Genomic DNA, 14,730 nt, shown 5'->3' with positions numbered 1-14,730 from the left:
GAGCTTACTTTAAAACTTTCCCCTTTTGGGGGTAGGGGAAGGTTTACTGAAAACAAACCGATTGAATATTTACCTTAAATACCTTTGCATGATAACCTTTTTAACTAACCTTTCCAATAAATCTTTGTTAGAGTATGTTTATATACCGACAGCCTCGCAGACCGGTACAAATGTGTAGCCTTTTTGTTTCAGCGTCTTAATCATCTTGTCCAGATAACCATTGTAGAACTTGTCCGTGCGGCGGTCGTCCGTTCCGAAGTGTATCAGCATCAGGTGCCCGTTCAGGCCTTCCTTCTTTTCCACCTCCATAATCTTGTCGTAGATGAACTTGCTGCTTCGGTACTTCTGTCCCATGTCCGGAGTGGTGTAGTCGGCATTGCTCATGGTGCCGGGGGTATAGTTGATAACTTGAATACCCATGTTCTTTGCCCAGGCGGATATTTCCTTGTTATAGTATTCGTAAGGAGGAATATAGACGGGAGCGTCCTTGTATTCAATGCCTGCCTTGCGGAGGGTCTCGTAGCTTTTCATGATGTCGTTCTCAAACTCTTCGCGGGTGACCAGCAGAGAATCACGGTCTTCCCAAGGCATGTACAACAAATGTCCGTAACTGTGGCTGCCTACAAAATGCCCTTCGTCGAGCAGGCGTTTCACTACATCGGGATAGAGCTCGTAGAACTCTCCGGTAAAGAAGAAACCGCCTTTGATGCCATGCTTCTTCAAGGTACTGATGATGGCATCGGCACCGTCTGCTTTGTCGGCGGCAGTGAATACGAGGGTGATTTGCTTTTTCGAAGGGTCGGTGCGGATGATTCCTCCGTCCACATATACATTCTTGTCATTTGGGATACCGGCTTGCTTCATCCCATCCTTCTGCATGGCAGAGAGGTAGTACGTGAGGCAGGCGGTTCCGTCCATGGTAGGCTCATTGGTAGAATAGTCGTGGAGAGCGTCGTGATATACCATCAGGTCCGGTTGGAAGCGTTCGTAGTCTTGTCCGGGAGTTCCGGGAATTCCCGTCATGTTGACGCCGCGCAGGTTTTCAAAGATGGTACGATAGACAGGACCGTCTACCAGTCCGCCAGTAGTATTGCCCACGCCTGCATTCAGCAGTGAGGAGTGGGGTTGCGAGGGATAGTCTCCGTAAAGGGGAAGTTCCACAATCATGCTGGTTCCCCAAGGGTTACAGCCGAACAGCCAGTCGCGCAAGGAGGCTTCCATTTCGGCGTACGTGTCATCGCCGGTGGTTTCACGGTACAGCCGGCATTGGGTCAGCATGGCGGTAGTCAGGTTGTTGGAACACCAGATGTAGGGTATACCGTGCAAGAAGGGGTTTTCTACCGCTTTCTCGTATGTGCGTTCGATACCCGTACGCATGTTGCGGATAAATTCCTTGCTGATGCGGCTGTTGTCTACTTTGGCAAGATGGTAGTGGCCCATGTTCATGAACGGATACCATTGGTAGTGGCGTGCGCTGTCGGCGCCCATCCAGGGAGTCACTGGTTCGCGGCGTCCGTATTCAAGGGCTTGGGCCAGATATTTGTTGTCGCCGGTGGCTTTGTACAGCTCCATGGCACCCAGTTCCATATCGTCCACCCAGTTGTCCTCTTCGTAAATGTAGGGAGACAAGACAGAGGCAGTCTGGCATGCTCCCGGTTTCTTGACTCCTTCTTGATAGGCGGCATCGGCCTTGGCTTCGATTTCTGCTGCAAATTCGGGATAGTAGCCTTTCAGTATTTTGGCACCTAAGGCGAAGCAGGAGGCAAATTTTCCGGCAGTGCTTGCCACTCCGGTCGTTGCGTTCCTGAATTTTCCGCGTACTTGCGGTTCGCCACTGCAAAAGTAAACGGGGCGTCCCTTGCCCGGTCCGTAGCCGTAATCCACCAGGTCTTTGTTGGGGAGGCGCATTCCGGCATGGTCACGGTCGTCGGCTATCTGGTTGTACAGCTCGCCCGGAGCCGGATTCATACGGTTCAGCCAGTCCAATCCCCATTTGATTTCGTCCACAATGTCCGGGATACCGTTGGCACCGGGAAGGCCGGCTGCATCATACGCATCACCGAAAGATTCGGGGTTTTCCTGATAAGCGAACATCATCTGATAGATGGCATTGGCAGAGGTGGTGGTGTATTGCAGATAGTCCGTAGCATCGTGCCAGCCTCCGCGGACATCTATATGTTGTCCGGTTTTGGTAGGATGATATACTATGTAGCCGTCGTGTATGTGGCAACTGTCTTTCAGGAAAGGATTGTAACCGCAGCGTTGCTGGCGCATGTAGTTTAGAAGGAAATCCGCTGTGCCGTTGTAAACGTGTGCATTGATGGGGAAGCGGGGGGAAACGGTTTTGCCTGCTTTCAGGTAATAAGTTCCCGGTTCTGTAAAATTACTGAAGTCCAAGCGGTAGGTACTTTTCATTCCACCCAGTTTGCCGGTGGCCTTGGCTGTGTTGAAGGTACGCACCACCTTTCCGGTGAAAGCGTCAATCAATGAATAATTTCCTACGTTTGTTCCTTCCTCGCTCATGAATACAGCGACTTTGACGGATTGCGGCAAATAGCCGAGTTGGTTGATTCTGATCCATTCGCCTGCTTTGCCCGGCAGGGCTACGAGAGCGAATATTACCGTTAGGATCCAATAATTACTTTTCATAATGGGGGTTTTTAATCTAAGGTTGGGGATTATATATAAAACAAATTTTCCTTATTACAAATAAAGCATTTTCTGTCAATTTTAGGAAGATTTAGGATGAATAATTAGACGATATTAGGTGTCGTTTACACTATTTTGGTATTTTATAGACGTGAAATAAGTGTTTGGCTGAAACTAAATATTTGTTTATCATGTAGTTGTTGTGCTTGGTGTTACTTTTTGATTTTCGTTTACTTATTTTAGTGATGCGTAAAACAAATTGGCGTGTTATTTGTTTTATGGTATTTAGACAATAAAACTAATAAACTATGGCTTATATTGATTACTATCAGGTCCTTGGAGTGGACAAAAAGGCATCTCAGGATGACATCAAGAAAGCGTTCCGCAAGCTGGCGCGCAAGTACCATCCTGACTTGAATCCGAACGATGCTACGGCCAAGGATAAGTTTCAGGCTATCAACGAGGCGAATGAGGTGCTGAGTGATCCTGAAAAGAGAAAGAAATATGATGAATATGGTGAACACTGGAAACATGCCGACGAGTTTGAGGCGCAGAAGCGGGCACAGCAGCAAGCCGGAGGCTTCGGGGGATTTGGAGGTTCCGGTTTTGGAGGTTCTGGTGCGGGATTTGGTACGGACGGAGGCGGTACGTATTGGTATTCTTCCGACGGCCAGGAATTTTCGGGCAGTAATGCCGGTGGTTTCTCAGACTTCTTCGAACAGATGTTCGGTCATCGTACGCGCGGCGGAGGCGGTGCCAATGCCGGTTTCCGCGGGCAGGATTATCATGCGGATTTGAACCTATCGCTTCGTGAGGCTGCGAAGACCCATAAACAGATATTGACGGTGAATGGCAAGCAAGTGCGTATTACCATTCCGGCTGGTGTGGCCAACGGACAGGTCATCAAACTGAAAGGTTATGGTGGCGAGGGCATCAACGGAGGTCCTGCAGGTGACTTGTACATCACGTTTGTGATTCCGGACGACTCGGTATTCAAGCGTTTGGGAGATGATTTGTATGTGGATGTGACCGTCGACCTTTATACAGCCCTGCTGGGTGGCGACCAGTTGGTGGATACTTTGGATGGTCAAGTGAAGCTGAAGGTGAAACCCGAAACTCAGAACGGGACTAAGGTACGTCTGAAGGGTAAGGGCTTCCCCATATATAAGAAGGAGGGACAGTTTGGCGATCTCATCGTGACTTATTCCGTGAAGTTGCCGACAAACCTGACGGAACAGCAGAAAGAGATGTTCCGTAAAATTCAGAGTATGAACTAATGAAAGGAGAACGGATTATGCAGAACGAATGGATTGTCATCAGCGAATATTGTGACAAGTGTCATATAGAGCCCACTTTTATTGATATGCTGTGCGAAAGTGGACTGATAGATGTGGAGCAGGAAGGTGGAGAGCGTTATCTGCCTTTCTCCGAGTTGCCGGATGTGGAACGGTACAGCCGTATGTACTACGACCTTTCCATCAATATGGAAGGGATTGATGCCATCCACCATCTGCTGGCAAGAATGGAAGAGATGCAGCGGGAGATACACTCGCTGCGCGGCAGGCTGAGGCTGCACGGAGAGTATTAATTTTCCTTTCGTCTCTTTGAGAACTTTTGTCCTTTTAAGAAGGGGCAAGCAGGAGGAAGTATTTCAGAAAAAACAAGCGGGCACCGGAGTAGCTAAACTCCGGTGCCCGCTATATTTGCCTTGTCCAAGCAATGCGTTTATTTGCGGTAGTTTTCCAGCTCTTCTGCCTTGAACTTGCGGATAAAGTTGAAGTGCTTTTCTACTTCAGCTTCTGCATAGTTCACATATACAAGGGCAGACTTGGCAAACAATTCAGGAGCTCTTGTAGCATCTTGAATAATCAGGTGTGACATGATACATACCGCAGCCATTTCGTAGAGACGACGTGCCACGAAGTCCAGTAATTCTTGGTTCTGTGCCTCTTTCACCGCATTGGTGCAGGCTTCGAACTTATTGGCCATTTCCTTGATGCGGTCCATCAGCGGCTGCATCTCTTCGCTGCATGGCACTTGTTCGTAATCGCGCAGGGTAGCGGCATACGAACCGTTGGTCACATAGCGGATGGCAGCTACAGTCTGCAACTGGGTGGTACCTTCGTAGATGGAAGTGATACGTGCGTCGCGGTAGATGCGTTGGCAGGCATATTCCAACATGAAGCCCGAACCGCCGTGAATCTGAATGCTGTCGTATGCATTCTGATTGGCATACTCGGAGTTCATTCCCTTTGCCAGCGGAGTGAAGGCATCGGCCAGTTTGGCATACTTCTTTTGTTCCTGGCGTTCTTCCGGAGTCAGCTTGCGTTCGCGGGCAATGTCGTCCAATGCTTTGTAGATGTCTACGTAGCGGGAAGTCTGGTACAGCAAGGAGCGTCCTGCATCCAACTTGGCTTTCATAATAGCCAGCATGTCATATACAGCCGGGAATTCGATGATAGCCTTGCCGAACTGCTTGCGGTCTTTGGCATAAGCCAGACCTTCGTTGTAGGCAGCTTGTGAAAGGCCTACCGACTGTGCGGCAATACCCAGACGGGCACCGTTCATCAAAGCCATAACGTATTTAATCAAACCAAGCTTGCGGTCGCCGCAAAGTTCTGCCTTTGCATTCTTGTAAACCAGCTCGCAAGTGGGAGAGCCGTGGATACCCAGTTTGTTCTCGATGCGGCGCACGTCTACACCACCTTCATTCTTGTCGTAGATGAACATGGACAAGCCGCGTCCGTCCTTCGTTCCTTCTTCCGAACGGGCCAGTACGAGGTGGAGATTGGCGTCACCGTTAGTGATGAAACGCTTCACACCGTTCAGACGCCAGCAGTTGTTGGCCTCGTCGTATGTAGCTTTCAGCATTACGCTCTGCAAGTCGGAACCGGCATCCGGCTCTGTCAAGTCCATAGACATGGTCTCTCCGGCGCAGATGCGCGGGATGAAACGGCTGTGCTGGTCTTCGTTGCCGAATTCGTAGAGCGTTTCGATGCAATCCTGCAGTGACCAGATGTTGCCGAAACCGGCATCGGCTGCAGCAACGATTTCCGCACACATGGTGTACGGAGTAATCGGGAAGTTCAACCCACCGAAACGTCGCGGCATGGTCATACCGTTCAATCCGGCTTTTACCATAGCGTCGAGGTTCTGCTTGGTGCCGCTGGCATACTCCACACGGCCATTGGCGCAGTGGGGACCTTCTTCGTCCACACCTTCGGCATTGGGAGCGATGATCTCTCCGGTAATCTCTCCGGTGATTTCAAGTACCTTGTCAAAAGAGTCCATAGCGTCCGCATAGTCCTGCGGGGCATAGTCATATTTGTCTTTGTCTTGATATCCGCGCTCTTTCAGTTCGCAGATACGTTCCATCATCGAGTTGTTCAAGTGATACTTGAGTTCGGGAACTTCGGTATAAAAATTTGCCATAATGTTCTTTAATTTAGGAGTTAGAGGAGTTAAACCCATAGTCCGGCTTATTATTTCTTTAATCCTCAAAGCGGTGTGTTGCTATACTTTTGCAATAGGCATTCAGTAACTTACTGGCTTCCTCTATACTCTCTGTTATTCTAACGTAGTTGTTCTCAGTAATATAATTCAAGTCTTAGGAAAGAAGTATATATTATCTGCACTCTTCCCGGTTTTTATTTACTGTGCGATTTATAGTACTTAATCATCTTCGGGATAACCTCTTCCACCGTACCGTTGATGACGTAGTCGGCAATCGTATTGATGGGAGCGTTCTCGTCATTGTTGATGGAGATGATGATGCCACTTTCCTGCATGCCGGCAATGTGTTGGATTTGTCCGCTGATGCCGCAGGCGATATACAGTTTGGGACGTACCGTTACACCCGTCTGGCCAATCTGACGGTCGTGGTCGGCATAACCGGCATCGACGGCGGCACGGCTGGCGCCTACCTCGGCATGGAGTTCTTTGGCAAGCTCGAACAACATGTCGAAACCTTCCTTGCTTCCCATGCCGTAGCCACCGGCAATCACGATGGGAGCGCCTTTCAGGTTGTGTTTAGCCTTTTCTACGTGGCGGTCGATGACCTTCACTACATAGTCCGTTTCGGGCACGTACTTAGCAACGTCGTGGTTGATGACTTCGCCCTTATAGTCAGCGTCGAGAATCTCTTTCTTCATCACACCCTCGCGAACGGTAGCCATCTGCGGGCGGTGTTCGGGATTCACAATCGTGGCAACGATGTTGCCGCCGAATGCGGGACGGATTTGGTATAGCAGGTTCTCGTAGGTCTTGCCTTCCTTCTTGTCTTCGTGGCTGCCGATTTCCAGTGAGGTACAGTCGGCGGTCAGTCCGCTGGTCAAAGCAGAAGAAACGCGCGGGCCGAGGTCGCGACCGATAACGGTGGCACCCATCAGGCAGATTTGCGGCTTTTCTTCCTTGAACAGGTTGATAAGGACAGAGGAGTGGGGAAGAGAGGTATAGGGGAACAAGCCCGGAGCGTCGAATACGTGGAGTTTGTCTACTCCGTAGGGCAATACTTGCTTTTCAATGCCTGCCAGATTGCTTCCGGCAGCAACTGCTTCCAGTTGGCAGTCCAACTGGTTGGCTAATTTACGACCTTTGGTCAAGAGTTCGAGACTGACGTCGGCAACCGTTGTGCCTTCTATCTCTAAATATACAAATACGTTATTCATATCTTTTAAGTTTTTAGCTACGGGCTACGAGTTACAAGTTCTGTTCAGAGTCGGGGCAACTTGTAGCTTGTCACTTGTAGCTTGTCATTTACCCGATCGTATGATTGGCTAACAGTTCAACAATCAAATCTTCCACATCCTTGTCGCTGCCCGTCAGCGTCTTGCTTTCTTTGGCCTGGAATGAGATGTTCTGAATGGTCTTTACCTTTGTGGGCGAACCGCTCAGACCACATTGTGCAAGGTCACCGTTCACGTCGGCAACGCTCCATTCCGTGATGTTCAGATAGGGATATTTCTCGTAGAGGTCGGCGTAGGCAAGCTCGGCGCCTTCCTTGGTGATGGCGGCTTTTTCCTGAGCACCGAGTGCGCGTTTGTACTTCTGTACCAGTTTGGCATTGCGCGGGCGGCAGGGAGCGGCACTTCCGTTTACGGTGATGACGATGGGCAGAGGAGCCTCGACGGTTTCTACGCCACCGTCGATATGACGTTTCACGGTAATCTTCTTGGCGGCTTTGTCCACGTTCAGAATCTCTTCTGCGTAGGTCACTTGCGTCAGCCCCAGCTTTTCGGCAACCTGCGGGCCTACTTGGGCGGTATCACCGTCGATGGCCTGGCGTCCGCCGATGATGACGTCATAGTCGCCTATCTTCTTGATGGCTGTGGCAAGGGCATACGAAGTGGCAAGCGTATCTGCACCTGCAAAGGCGCGGTCGGTCAGCAGATAGCCGTTGTCGGCACCACGGTAAAGTCCTTCACGAATAACTTCGGCTGCACGTCCCGGTCCCATGGTCAGGATGGTAACGGTGGAGCCCGGATGTTCATCTTTCAGTCGGAGAGCCTGTTCAAGAGCGTTCAGGTCTTCGGGGTTGAAGATGGCAGGGAGTGCCGCGCGGTTGATGGTTCCGTCGGCTTTCATGGCATCTTTCCCGACGTTGCGTGTGTCGGGAACTTGTTTTGCCAATACAACAATTTTCAAACTCATGCTATTAATTATTAGTATTAGTATTTTTCTGTATGTCAGTGCCGGGAGAAATAGGAGTAGTGAAGGGAAAGCCCTGCTACTGAAATTGTCCGGTTAACTCATTATCAGCCTGCAAATTTACGGAAAGAGTTGGGTTTGACAAGAAAAAGGGGTGAAAAATGCACAAATTGAGGGGTTTTGCGCAAATATCAGTATGCTGGTTAAAGAAATCATGCCAATATTACATTCAGACAAAAACTCCAAACGAAAAAACGTATGTTTCATGCGGCTGTTTGAAATACTATTCCTATATTTAAGGTGAAAATGTAAACCTCTCAAATTTAATTATTATGAATGGCAAGTCTTTGAATCGTTGCCTGCTCTTCGTATTCTTGTTTTGCGGTTGTTTTCATTCTTGTCTGCAAGATGAAATGTTTTCCGAATATGCCAAGGAAAAACGCTTTTTCAGGACTGACGGGGCAGATGAATGTTTGAGCTTGATTGCCGGGCGATTGAGGCAAAAGAATGACTCCACTTATTTTATAGGAGAATTTGTGGAAAAATACGGTTATCCTCTTTGGCGGGATGCGTATTTCGTAATTCCCACATGACAGAATATAATTGGAAGATTTTGGAAAATATGATTGATAAAATCATGGCAGACTGTATGGGCGAAGAATTATACAACGGATTGAAAAGTTATCTTAATGGAAAGACCTTGACCATTCAATTCAAGGAAGGCTCGAACGGGTCGTTCGGGATGCAAGGCGAATCCGTTGGAATCGCTTTGGGCATGCAGATGGAGAGCAACCAGCTTCTGCACGAAATGTTTCATGCGTATCAGGCTTATCAAAATACACTTGCTCAGTATAATAATTCTGTATTGAATAATGAGATTGAGGCACATTACGCGCAATATCTCTATATAAGCAGATTGCCGGAGTATGCGGGGAGTAAGTGGGAGGAAAGGGATATAAAGGATGTGCGTCGTAGGGAAGTGAAAAATCTAACTAAATATATTGATAAGAAGGGCAATCTACTTCCAGAGATTACTGATGATGTATTGGATGGGGTGATTACAAGTAGTGTGATTCCTGCTTTTCGTGATGTAGGTTATACGGAAAGCAAATACCCATTGAACGAGAATCAAAACGGAATAGCTAATTTTAAGACACTAAATAAATTAACCATAAACTGTAAATGATATGAAAACAATACTCACTTTTATCGGCTTGTTATTTTGTGCAACTATTATGGCACAGACTAATTATTATACTGCTACTAAAACTTTCAATGAGGATGGCTATACTTACCAATGTGATGTTCCATCTTATAAGTTGGTGACACTTTATAATAAGGATAGCCATTATACGTATATGCGGCAAATCTATAAAGACACAGGTGAGCCTTTCTGTATGCCCGATGCCGGTATCGATTTAACGGAAGGTGATAATTGGACCCGTACCAAACGATACACTATAGTAAGAGATGCTTTTAGCGCAGCGGAAAAGCAAAGGGTAAAAGGACGTGAACTGACAATAACGATGGTAATCAATTCAAGTACCGGAAAGGTTGATGAGGTTTATTTCCAATTTGTAACTTTTGATCCCTATGCCACTATTCCCGTCTCCGTCTTTCGTCAGATTGAAGTGGAAATCAAGAAGAATATCTGGTATACTCCTACTTCTGAAGGAAAGAAGTTGAATTACATTTTACTTTGGTGGGGACAAGACCCTTCGGCATTGATACGGTTGTGATTTCATTTGGTTCGTTGGTGTTTTAACTGCTTTCGCTACAGAAGTATGCAATATTGGGCTATATCTGTAAAAAAGGTAGTTAAACCGGTAATTTATCTACCTTCCCGTTTCCATTTCTTCTGTACTTTTGCAACGTCCGGATGAGGCTTGCACGACGGGCGGCATCGGATAAACAAGCATCGCTACTTAAAATGTTATTATAGAATATGTATATCGAAAAAGTAAATTCCCCTGCTGACGTGAAAAAATTATCAGTTGGTGAACTGAATGAATTGAGCGGAGAAATCCGCCGGGTGTTGTTAAACAAGTTAAGCACTCACGGAGGACACGTAGGACCCAACCTGGGAATGGTAGAAGCCACCATAGCCCTGCATTACGTGTTCGATTCACCAACGGACAAGATTGTCTATGACGTATCCCACCAAAGCTATGCCCATAAGATACTGACAGGCCGCCGGGCAGCGTTTATGAATGCGGACGAATATGACGAAGTCTCCGGATACTCCGAACCGTCGGAAAGCGAGCATGATTTCTTCGTCATCGGGCATACCTCTACCTCTGTCAGTCTGGCAAGCGGGCTTGCCAAGGCGCGTGACCTGAAGGGAGAGACGGGCAATGTGATTGCCGTCATTGGCGATGGCTCGCTGAGTGGCGGTGAAGCTTTCGAAGGATTGAATGTAGGTGCCGAACTGGGCACGAACTTCATCGTCATTGTCAACGATAACCAGATGTCCATTGCCGAGAATCATGGCGGACTATACCGCAATCTGCAACAGCTGCGCGAAACGGACGGTCAGGCTCCCTGCAACTATTTTAAGGCAATGGGATATGATTATCTCTATGTGAAAGACGGTAATGACGTGGAACAGCTGATAGAGGCTTTCCGCACAGTGAAGGACGTGAATCATCCGGTTGTGGTACATATCAATACCTTGAAAGGCAAGGGATATAAATTGGCGGAAGAGCAGAAAGAACGTTTTCATTACAGTGCTCCGTTCGACCTTGAGACCGGCAATCTGACCGGTGAGCCTGGGGAGGGTGAAGACTATGCCGACCTTACTGCCGATTATCTGTTGCAGGAGATGAAGAAGGATCCCACTGTGGTGGGCATCACCGCAGGTACACCTACTGTATTCGGCTTTACACCGGAGCGACGCAAGGAGGCAGGGCGCCAGTTTATCGATATGGGTATTGCCGAAGAGCAGGCTGTTGCCATGGCTTCTGCCATTGCTGCCGGAGGCGGAAAACCGGTGTTCGGGGTCTACAGCACCTTTATCCAGCGCGCCTACGACCAGTTGTCGCAAGACCTCTGCATCAACAATAATCCTGCATTGATTCTTGTCTTCTGGGGAAGCTTGTCGAGCATGAACGACGTTACCCATCTTTGTCTTTTCGATATTCCGGTCATCGGCAATATTCCGAATATGGTCTATCTGGCACCTACTTGCCGTGAGGAGTACATGGCCATGCTGGAGTGGGGCATCCGTCAGACGGAACATCCGGTTGCCATCCGCGTGCCGGCCAATGGGGTTATCCGCAGGGATATAGAACCGGAGAAGGATTACGGCAAGACGCTGAACCGTTACGAGGTGTCCCATCGTGGAGAGAAGGTTGCCATATTGGGACTGGGCTCTTTCTATCAGTTGGGAGAAGCCGTGGCTGCACGGCTGAAAGAAGAAAAAGGAGTGGATGCCACGCTTGTCAATCCCCGCTACATCACGGGTGTGGACGAGGCTTTGCTCGATGACCTGAAGCAGGACCATACACTGGTCATCACTCTTGAAGACGGCGTGCTGGACGGGGGCTTTGGCGAGAAGATTGCCCGTTACTACGGTCCGTCGGATATGAAGGTGCTGAACTACGGTGTGAAGAAAGAGTTTATCGACCGTTATGATGTGGAAGAACAGATGAAGAAGAACCGGTTGACGGTTCCGCAGATTGTGGAAGACATTTGCAAGCTGGTGTAGCTTCTTGTTTTTGGGCTTCCACCTCTTTCACCTTTCTTCTCTATCCCTTTGTTCATCGGCTTTTCCGGTGAAACCGTTTTTCTGGAGGTAGTACTTCATGGAGTTCTGCCAAATGGGATTTTCGTTGGGGGGAATCATGTAATATTGCTTTCTGATAAGGATTTGCCGGATTGCAGTTCATGATGATTGAGAGTGCTTGGCGTTTGGTGGTTCGCCTTGGAAAGACTTCTTTATAAGTGAACGACCCAGGTCGTTCGATTGAACAGCCTTTGTTGTTCGTTCGGCCGACCCGGGTTGTTCAGTCGAACAACCTGAGTCGTTCACCTATTATATCCATATAATCTTCCTACATACGAGGAACCTGTTTGTCTGTTGGTCAGTGCTTTATATTTCAATAGAAACTCTATTTGTATTTGTAATGAGGAATTCTCCTTGCAGGTTCATCTCCTTTTCGTCGTTGCGTTGCGGTGCAGAATCAGGGGTGAATGTGAATCCGAACTTGCCCATGTAGGTCTCATTGGGATTGTTTATTTGTTTGAATGTCACAACACCGTTTCCGAAACAAAATGGAAAGTCTGAAGGAGCGGTTTCAATGACGCAGTAAGACTGCCTTTTCTCTTTATAGTAGTCGATGGCTTCGTGAATGTCTTCCTGGTGGAAATCGGGCAATACGGCTACCGTATATTCATCTTCTATACTTAAAGGAGAGTCGAGAAACAGGCATAATTCTATACTGAATCCCCGATATGTACTATTGTCCTTCTTCGGATAACATGAGAAATTGAATCTGAAATATCCTTCCCCTTTCCGGAAGTTGTAATAGAAATCGGGGGTAGGTTCCAGAATGTCGAATACCCCTCGATAGTGCGCTGCATATTTCTCTCCATTCAGTTTGCATGTGACATACGAAGGAGATGAAAAGAGTTCTTCTAATTTCTTTTTGCAACTTGTCAGGCAAAAAAGAGTCAATAGAAAAATGCTGGTAATTTGAAAAAATGCTTTTACTTTCATCGTATTGCTCAATTAGGGATTGTGTTCAACGATGTTCTTGAAATTACTCCAACCGGGAGTTGATTCATATGCTTGTCTGCTTCCGGAAGGGACGGATAAGGTCTCCCCCTTAGGAACGACCTTCAAAATTGGAGGAGTCTCCCAATCAAGATATAATGAATCTACATGGCAGCTTTTGAATGCAAGTTCAGAAATATGTGTCAGGCCAATTGGAAGATACAAGGACTTTAGTCTCGTTCCGGTTGCAAAAGCATAGTCACCGAGCGATGCCAACTTTGAAAATGGGGTTATATTAATCTCTTTCAATTCAGAGCAACCCTTAAAGGCATATTCTCCAATGACAGTCACATCATCAGGTATGTTGATTCGTTCCAATCCTGTACATCCCCGAAAACAATACGGACCAATCTTTTCCAAATATCCCGGTAGCTCCAATGAAGCGATGTTGTCTACGTAGGCAAATGTTTCTGAAGATAGGGAGGCTTCTTCAATGGAAGGCAGATTATCGGGCAGTTCTATCTTCAAGTCAGAATAATAAGATTTGTATCCTTCGAGAATGTAAGTTTCATATAAATCCAGTTGGAGCGGATAAGACCGGGCGATTAAGCCGGACAAGAAAAGCCTTTGTTTGAGCACATATAAATCCAAGGCGTTCAGGCTACCGGAAATTGTAAGATTGCGTATGTGGCGTATGTTGGCTTCTTCGTCTCCCAGCAATACATATAGGCTACCGGCTTCGACAGCCGGTATTACCACGTTCGGTGAAAAAGTAGCGGGTTGTTGGCGCACGCTTATTGATGAATGCTTAATGCCATCCACGTAAACATCTATGAATGCTATTCTGCCCAAACCCTCATTGGGCTCTATGGAAAGCAGCAATTTCACTTTCTCTTCCTGCTCTATGGTGTCGTATTTTATCCATATAGGCCGGTCGAATCTCAAAGAGAAAGTCAGCTTTCCGTTGGACGTAAATTCTATTTCTTTCGTCTGCTCCTTTTCTCCGACTACATAAGCGTCATACGTGGTGTTTGCCGTTCCTGCCGGGCGTTGGATAACTTTGATGGTAAAATTTGCATCGTCCACCGCCACATGGATGGAAGCTTCCCGTTTATTAAGCGTATTGTTCTTGTCACAATGAATCGTAATCTCCCCATTCCCACTGTCAACGAAACCTTTTGCACTCAACCATTCCGATTCATTCCGTGTCAGGTAGTCGATGGATATAATGGGTTGAGCTTCCTTGTTGGTAGTGAAGAACAGGTTCGCATTTCCGCCATTGGAATAAAACTCCAGTTTACTATTGATTAGCTTCTTGCTTCCGGTATCGAAAGTCAGGATTGTATCGTTTTCGTGGCAGCAAGAGAGGAGTAGCAGTAACGCAAGCGTCGTTAAAGTCAGATAAATTGTTCTCATATTGTTCTCATATTGTTTTATAAGGTTTGGGGCGTTGTAACGCCCCGAACTATTACATTAAAGGCCTATAATGGTATAGTAATTAGCCAAGGATGATATGGCTATCTTCTTTTCGGGTAGATTTTCCACCCAATCGCGGATACCATAATCGTCTAAAACAGCATCTTCATCCCATTCTGAGATATAATAAGAAAGTGCCACCTTAGCTTCTGGCATATAGATATTAGTTACATGTATAAATATCTTTAAGATCACTACTGTCCCATTAAAATCTGAAAAAGTTCTTTGAAATTATTGAAATATAG

The 14,730-nt window shown here is 47.2% G+C and carries 13 protein-coding genes; 6 read left to right on the top strand and 7 right to left on the bottom strand.

Features of this window, described 5'->3' with window-relative positions:
- Window positions 1-138: 138 nt before the first annotated feature.
- Window positions 139-2,649, bottom strand: a complete 2,511-nt coding sequence (locus E5355_RS13340; protein WP_136010746.1) for a glycoside hydrolase family 9 protein — start codon at window positions 2,647-2,649, stop codon at window positions 139-141.
- Window positions 2,650-2,957: 308 nt separating this feature from the next.
- On the opposite strand from E5355_RS13340, the gene E5355_RS13335 reads away from it, so the two are divergent.
- Both E5355_RS13335 and E5355_RS13330 read left to right on the top strand, forming a co-directional pair.
- Window positions 2,958-3,926 carry a DnaJ C-terminal domain-containing protein gene (locus E5355_RS13335; RefSeq protein WP_136010745.1) on the top strand — a complete coding sequence of 323 codons (969 nt, stop codon included), beginning with the start codon at window positions 2,958-2,960 and terminating at the stop codon, window positions 3,924-3,926.
- A 17-nt stretch (window positions 3,927-3,943) separates the two neighbouring features.
- Window positions 3,944-4,237 carry a chaperone modulator CbpM gene (locus E5355_RS13330; RefSeq protein ID WP_009036538.1) on the top strand — a complete coding sequence of 98 codons (294 nt, stop codon included), beginning with the start codon at window positions 3,944-3,946 and terminating at the stop codon, window positions 4,235-4,237.
- Window positions 4,238-4,374: 137 nt separating this feature from the next.
- On the opposite strand, the gene E5355_RS13325 is transcribed toward E5355_RS13330, so the two are convergent.
- The 3 genes from E5355_RS13325 to E5355_RS13310 form a co-directional block, all read right to left on the bottom strand.
- Window positions 4,375-6,081: an acyl-CoA dehydrogenase family protein gene (locus tag E5355_RS13325; RefSeq protein WP_136010744.1), complete on the bottom strand. Its 1,707-nt coding sequence runs from the start codon at window positions 6,079-6,081 to the stop codon at window positions 4,375-4,377.
- A gap of 215 nt (window positions 6,082-6,296) precedes the next feature.
- Window positions 6,297-7,316, bottom strand: coding sequence for an electron transfer flavoprotein subunit alpha/FixB family protein (locus E5355_RS13315; protein ID WP_136010743.1), 1,020 nt, complete (start codon window positions 7,314-7,316; stop codon window positions 6,297-6,299).
- An 88-nt stretch (window positions 7,317-7,404) separates the two neighbouring features.
- Window positions 7,405-8,298, bottom strand: coding sequence for an electron transfer flavoprotein subunit beta/FixA family protein (locus tag E5355_RS13310; protein WP_117601570.1), 894 nt, complete (start codon window positions 8,296-8,298; stop codon window positions 7,405-7,407).
- Window positions 8,299-8,627: 329 nt separating this feature from the next.
- On the opposite strand from E5355_RS13310, the gene E5355_RS13305 reads away from it, so the two are divergent.
- The 4 genes from E5355_RS13305 to E5355_RS13290 all read left to right on the top strand — a co-directional run bounded on the left by E5355_RS13305 (window position 8,628) and on the right by E5355_RS13290 (window position 12,001).
- Window positions 8,628-8,888, top strand: a complete 261-nt coding sequence (locus tag E5355_RS13305) for a hypothetical protein (RefSeq protein WP_136010742.1) — start codon at window positions 8,628-8,630, stop codon at window positions 8,886-8,888.
- Complete coding sequence (locus tag E5355_RS13300; protein WP_136010741.1) at window positions 8,885-9,481, top strand: hypothetical protein; 597 nt, start codon at window positions 8,885-8,887, stop codon at window positions 9,479-9,481. The genes E5355_RS13305 and E5355_RS13300 overlap by 4 nt, the downstream gene beginning before the upstream one ends.
- A gap of 1 nt (window position 9,482) precedes the next feature.
- Window positions 9,483-10,034 (top strand): DUF5043 domain-containing protein, encoded by a 552-nt coding sequence (locus tag E5355_RS13295; RefSeq protein WP_136010740.1) that lies wholly within the window; start codon window positions 9,483-9,485, stop codon window positions 10,032-10,034.
- A 206-nt stretch (window positions 10,035-10,240) separates the two neighbouring features.
- Complete coding sequence (locus tag E5355_RS13290) at window positions 10,241-12,001, top strand: 1-deoxy-D-xylulose-5-phosphate synthase (RefSeq protein ID WP_136010739.1); 1,761 nt, start codon at window positions 10,241-10,243, stop codon at window positions 11,999-12,001.
- Between the two features lie 384 nt (window positions 12,002-12,385).
- Here E5355_RS13290 and E5355_RS13285 read toward each other — a convergent pair whose 3' ends face one another.
- Genes E5355_RS13285 through E5355_RS19490 form a run of 3 tightly spaced genes read right to left on the bottom strand, consistent with a single transcriptional unit; the run spans window position 12,386 to window position 14,641 of the window.
- Window positions 12,386-13,012 carry a hypothetical protein gene (locus E5355_RS13285; protein ID WP_136010738.1) on the bottom strand — a complete coding sequence of 209 codons (627 nt, stop codon included), beginning with the start codon at window positions 13,010-13,012 and terminating at the stop codon, window positions 12,386-12,388.
- 12 nt (window positions 13,013-13,024) lie between these two features.
- Window positions 13,025-14,425, bottom strand: coding sequence for a leucine-rich repeat protein (locus E5355_RS13280; RefSeq protein WP_136010737.1), 1,401 nt, complete (start codon window positions 14,423-14,425; stop codon window positions 13,025-13,027).
- 57 nt (window positions 14,426-14,482) lie between these two features.
- Entirely contained in the window at window positions 14,483-14,641 is a 159-nt protein-coding gene (locus E5355_RS19490) for a hypothetical protein (RefSeq protein WP_168354334.1), read from the bottom strand.
- Window positions 14,642-14,730: the final 89 nt, after the last annotated feature.

This window comes from Bacteroides muris (ex Afrizal et al. 2022) (assembly GCF_004793475.1).
Classification (GTDB): domain Bacteria; phylum Bacteroidota; class Bacteroidia; order Bacteroidales; family Bacteroidaceae; genus Bacteroides; species Bacteroides muris.
Note: the sequence above shows the minus strand (reverse complement) of the source record. Positions and strands in the feature narration are given on the sequence as shown.

Excerpts from the sequence above, each read along its gene's own strand:
- E5355_RS13335 (WP_136010745.1), top strand. The coding sequence starts at position 2,958 with ATGGCTTATATTGATTACTATCAGGTCCTTGGAGTGGACAAAAAGGCA.
- E5355_RS13325 (WP_136010744.1), bottom strand. The coding sequence starts at position 6,081 with ATGGCAAATTTTTATACCGAAGTTCCCGAACTCAAGTATCACTTGAAC.
- E5355_RS13290 (WP_136010739.1), top strand. The coding sequence starts at position 10,241 with ATGTATATCGAAAAAGTAAATTCCCCTGCTGACGTGAAAAAATTATCA.
- E5355_RS13300 (WP_136010741.1), top strand. The coding sequence starts at position 8,885 with ATGACAGAATATAATTGGAAGATTTTGGAAAATATGATTGATAAAATC.
- E5355_RS13285 (WP_136010738.1), bottom strand. The coding sequence starts at position 13,012 with ATGAAAGTAAAAGCATTTTTTCAAATTACCAGCATTTTTCTATTGACT.
- E5355_RS13340 (WP_136010746.1), bottom strand. The coding sequence starts at position 2,649 with ATGAAAAGTAATTATTGGATCCTAACGGTAATATTCGCTCTCGTAGCC.
- E5355_RS13310 (WP_117601570.1), bottom strand. The coding sequence starts at position 8,298 with ATGAGTTTGAAAATTGTTGTATTGGCAAAACAAGTTCCCGACACACGC.
- E5355_RS13295 (WP_136010740.1), top strand. The coding sequence starts at position 9,483 with ATGAAAACAATACTCACTTTTATCGGCTTGTTATTTTGTGCAACTATT.
- E5355_RS13330 (WP_009036538.1), top strand. The coding sequence starts at position 3,944 with ATGCAGAACGAATGGATTGTCATCAGCGAATATTGTGACAAGTGTCAT.
- E5355_RS13315 (WP_136010743.1), bottom strand. The coding sequence starts at position 7,316 with ATGAATAACGTATTTGTATATTTAGAGATAGAAGGCACAACGGTTGCC.
- E5355_RS13280 (WP_136010737.1), bottom strand. The coding sequence starts at position 14,425 with ATGAGAACAATTTATCTGACTTTAACGACGCTTGCGTTACTGCTACTC.
- E5355_RS13305 (WP_136010742.1), top strand. The coding sequence starts at position 8,628 with ATGAATGGCAAGTCTTTGAATCGTTGCCTGCTCTTCGTATTCTTGTTT.
- E5355_RS19490 (WP_168354334.1), bottom strand. The coding sequence starts at position 14,641 with ATGCCAGAAGCTAAGGTGGCACTTTCTTATTATATCTCAGAATGGGAT.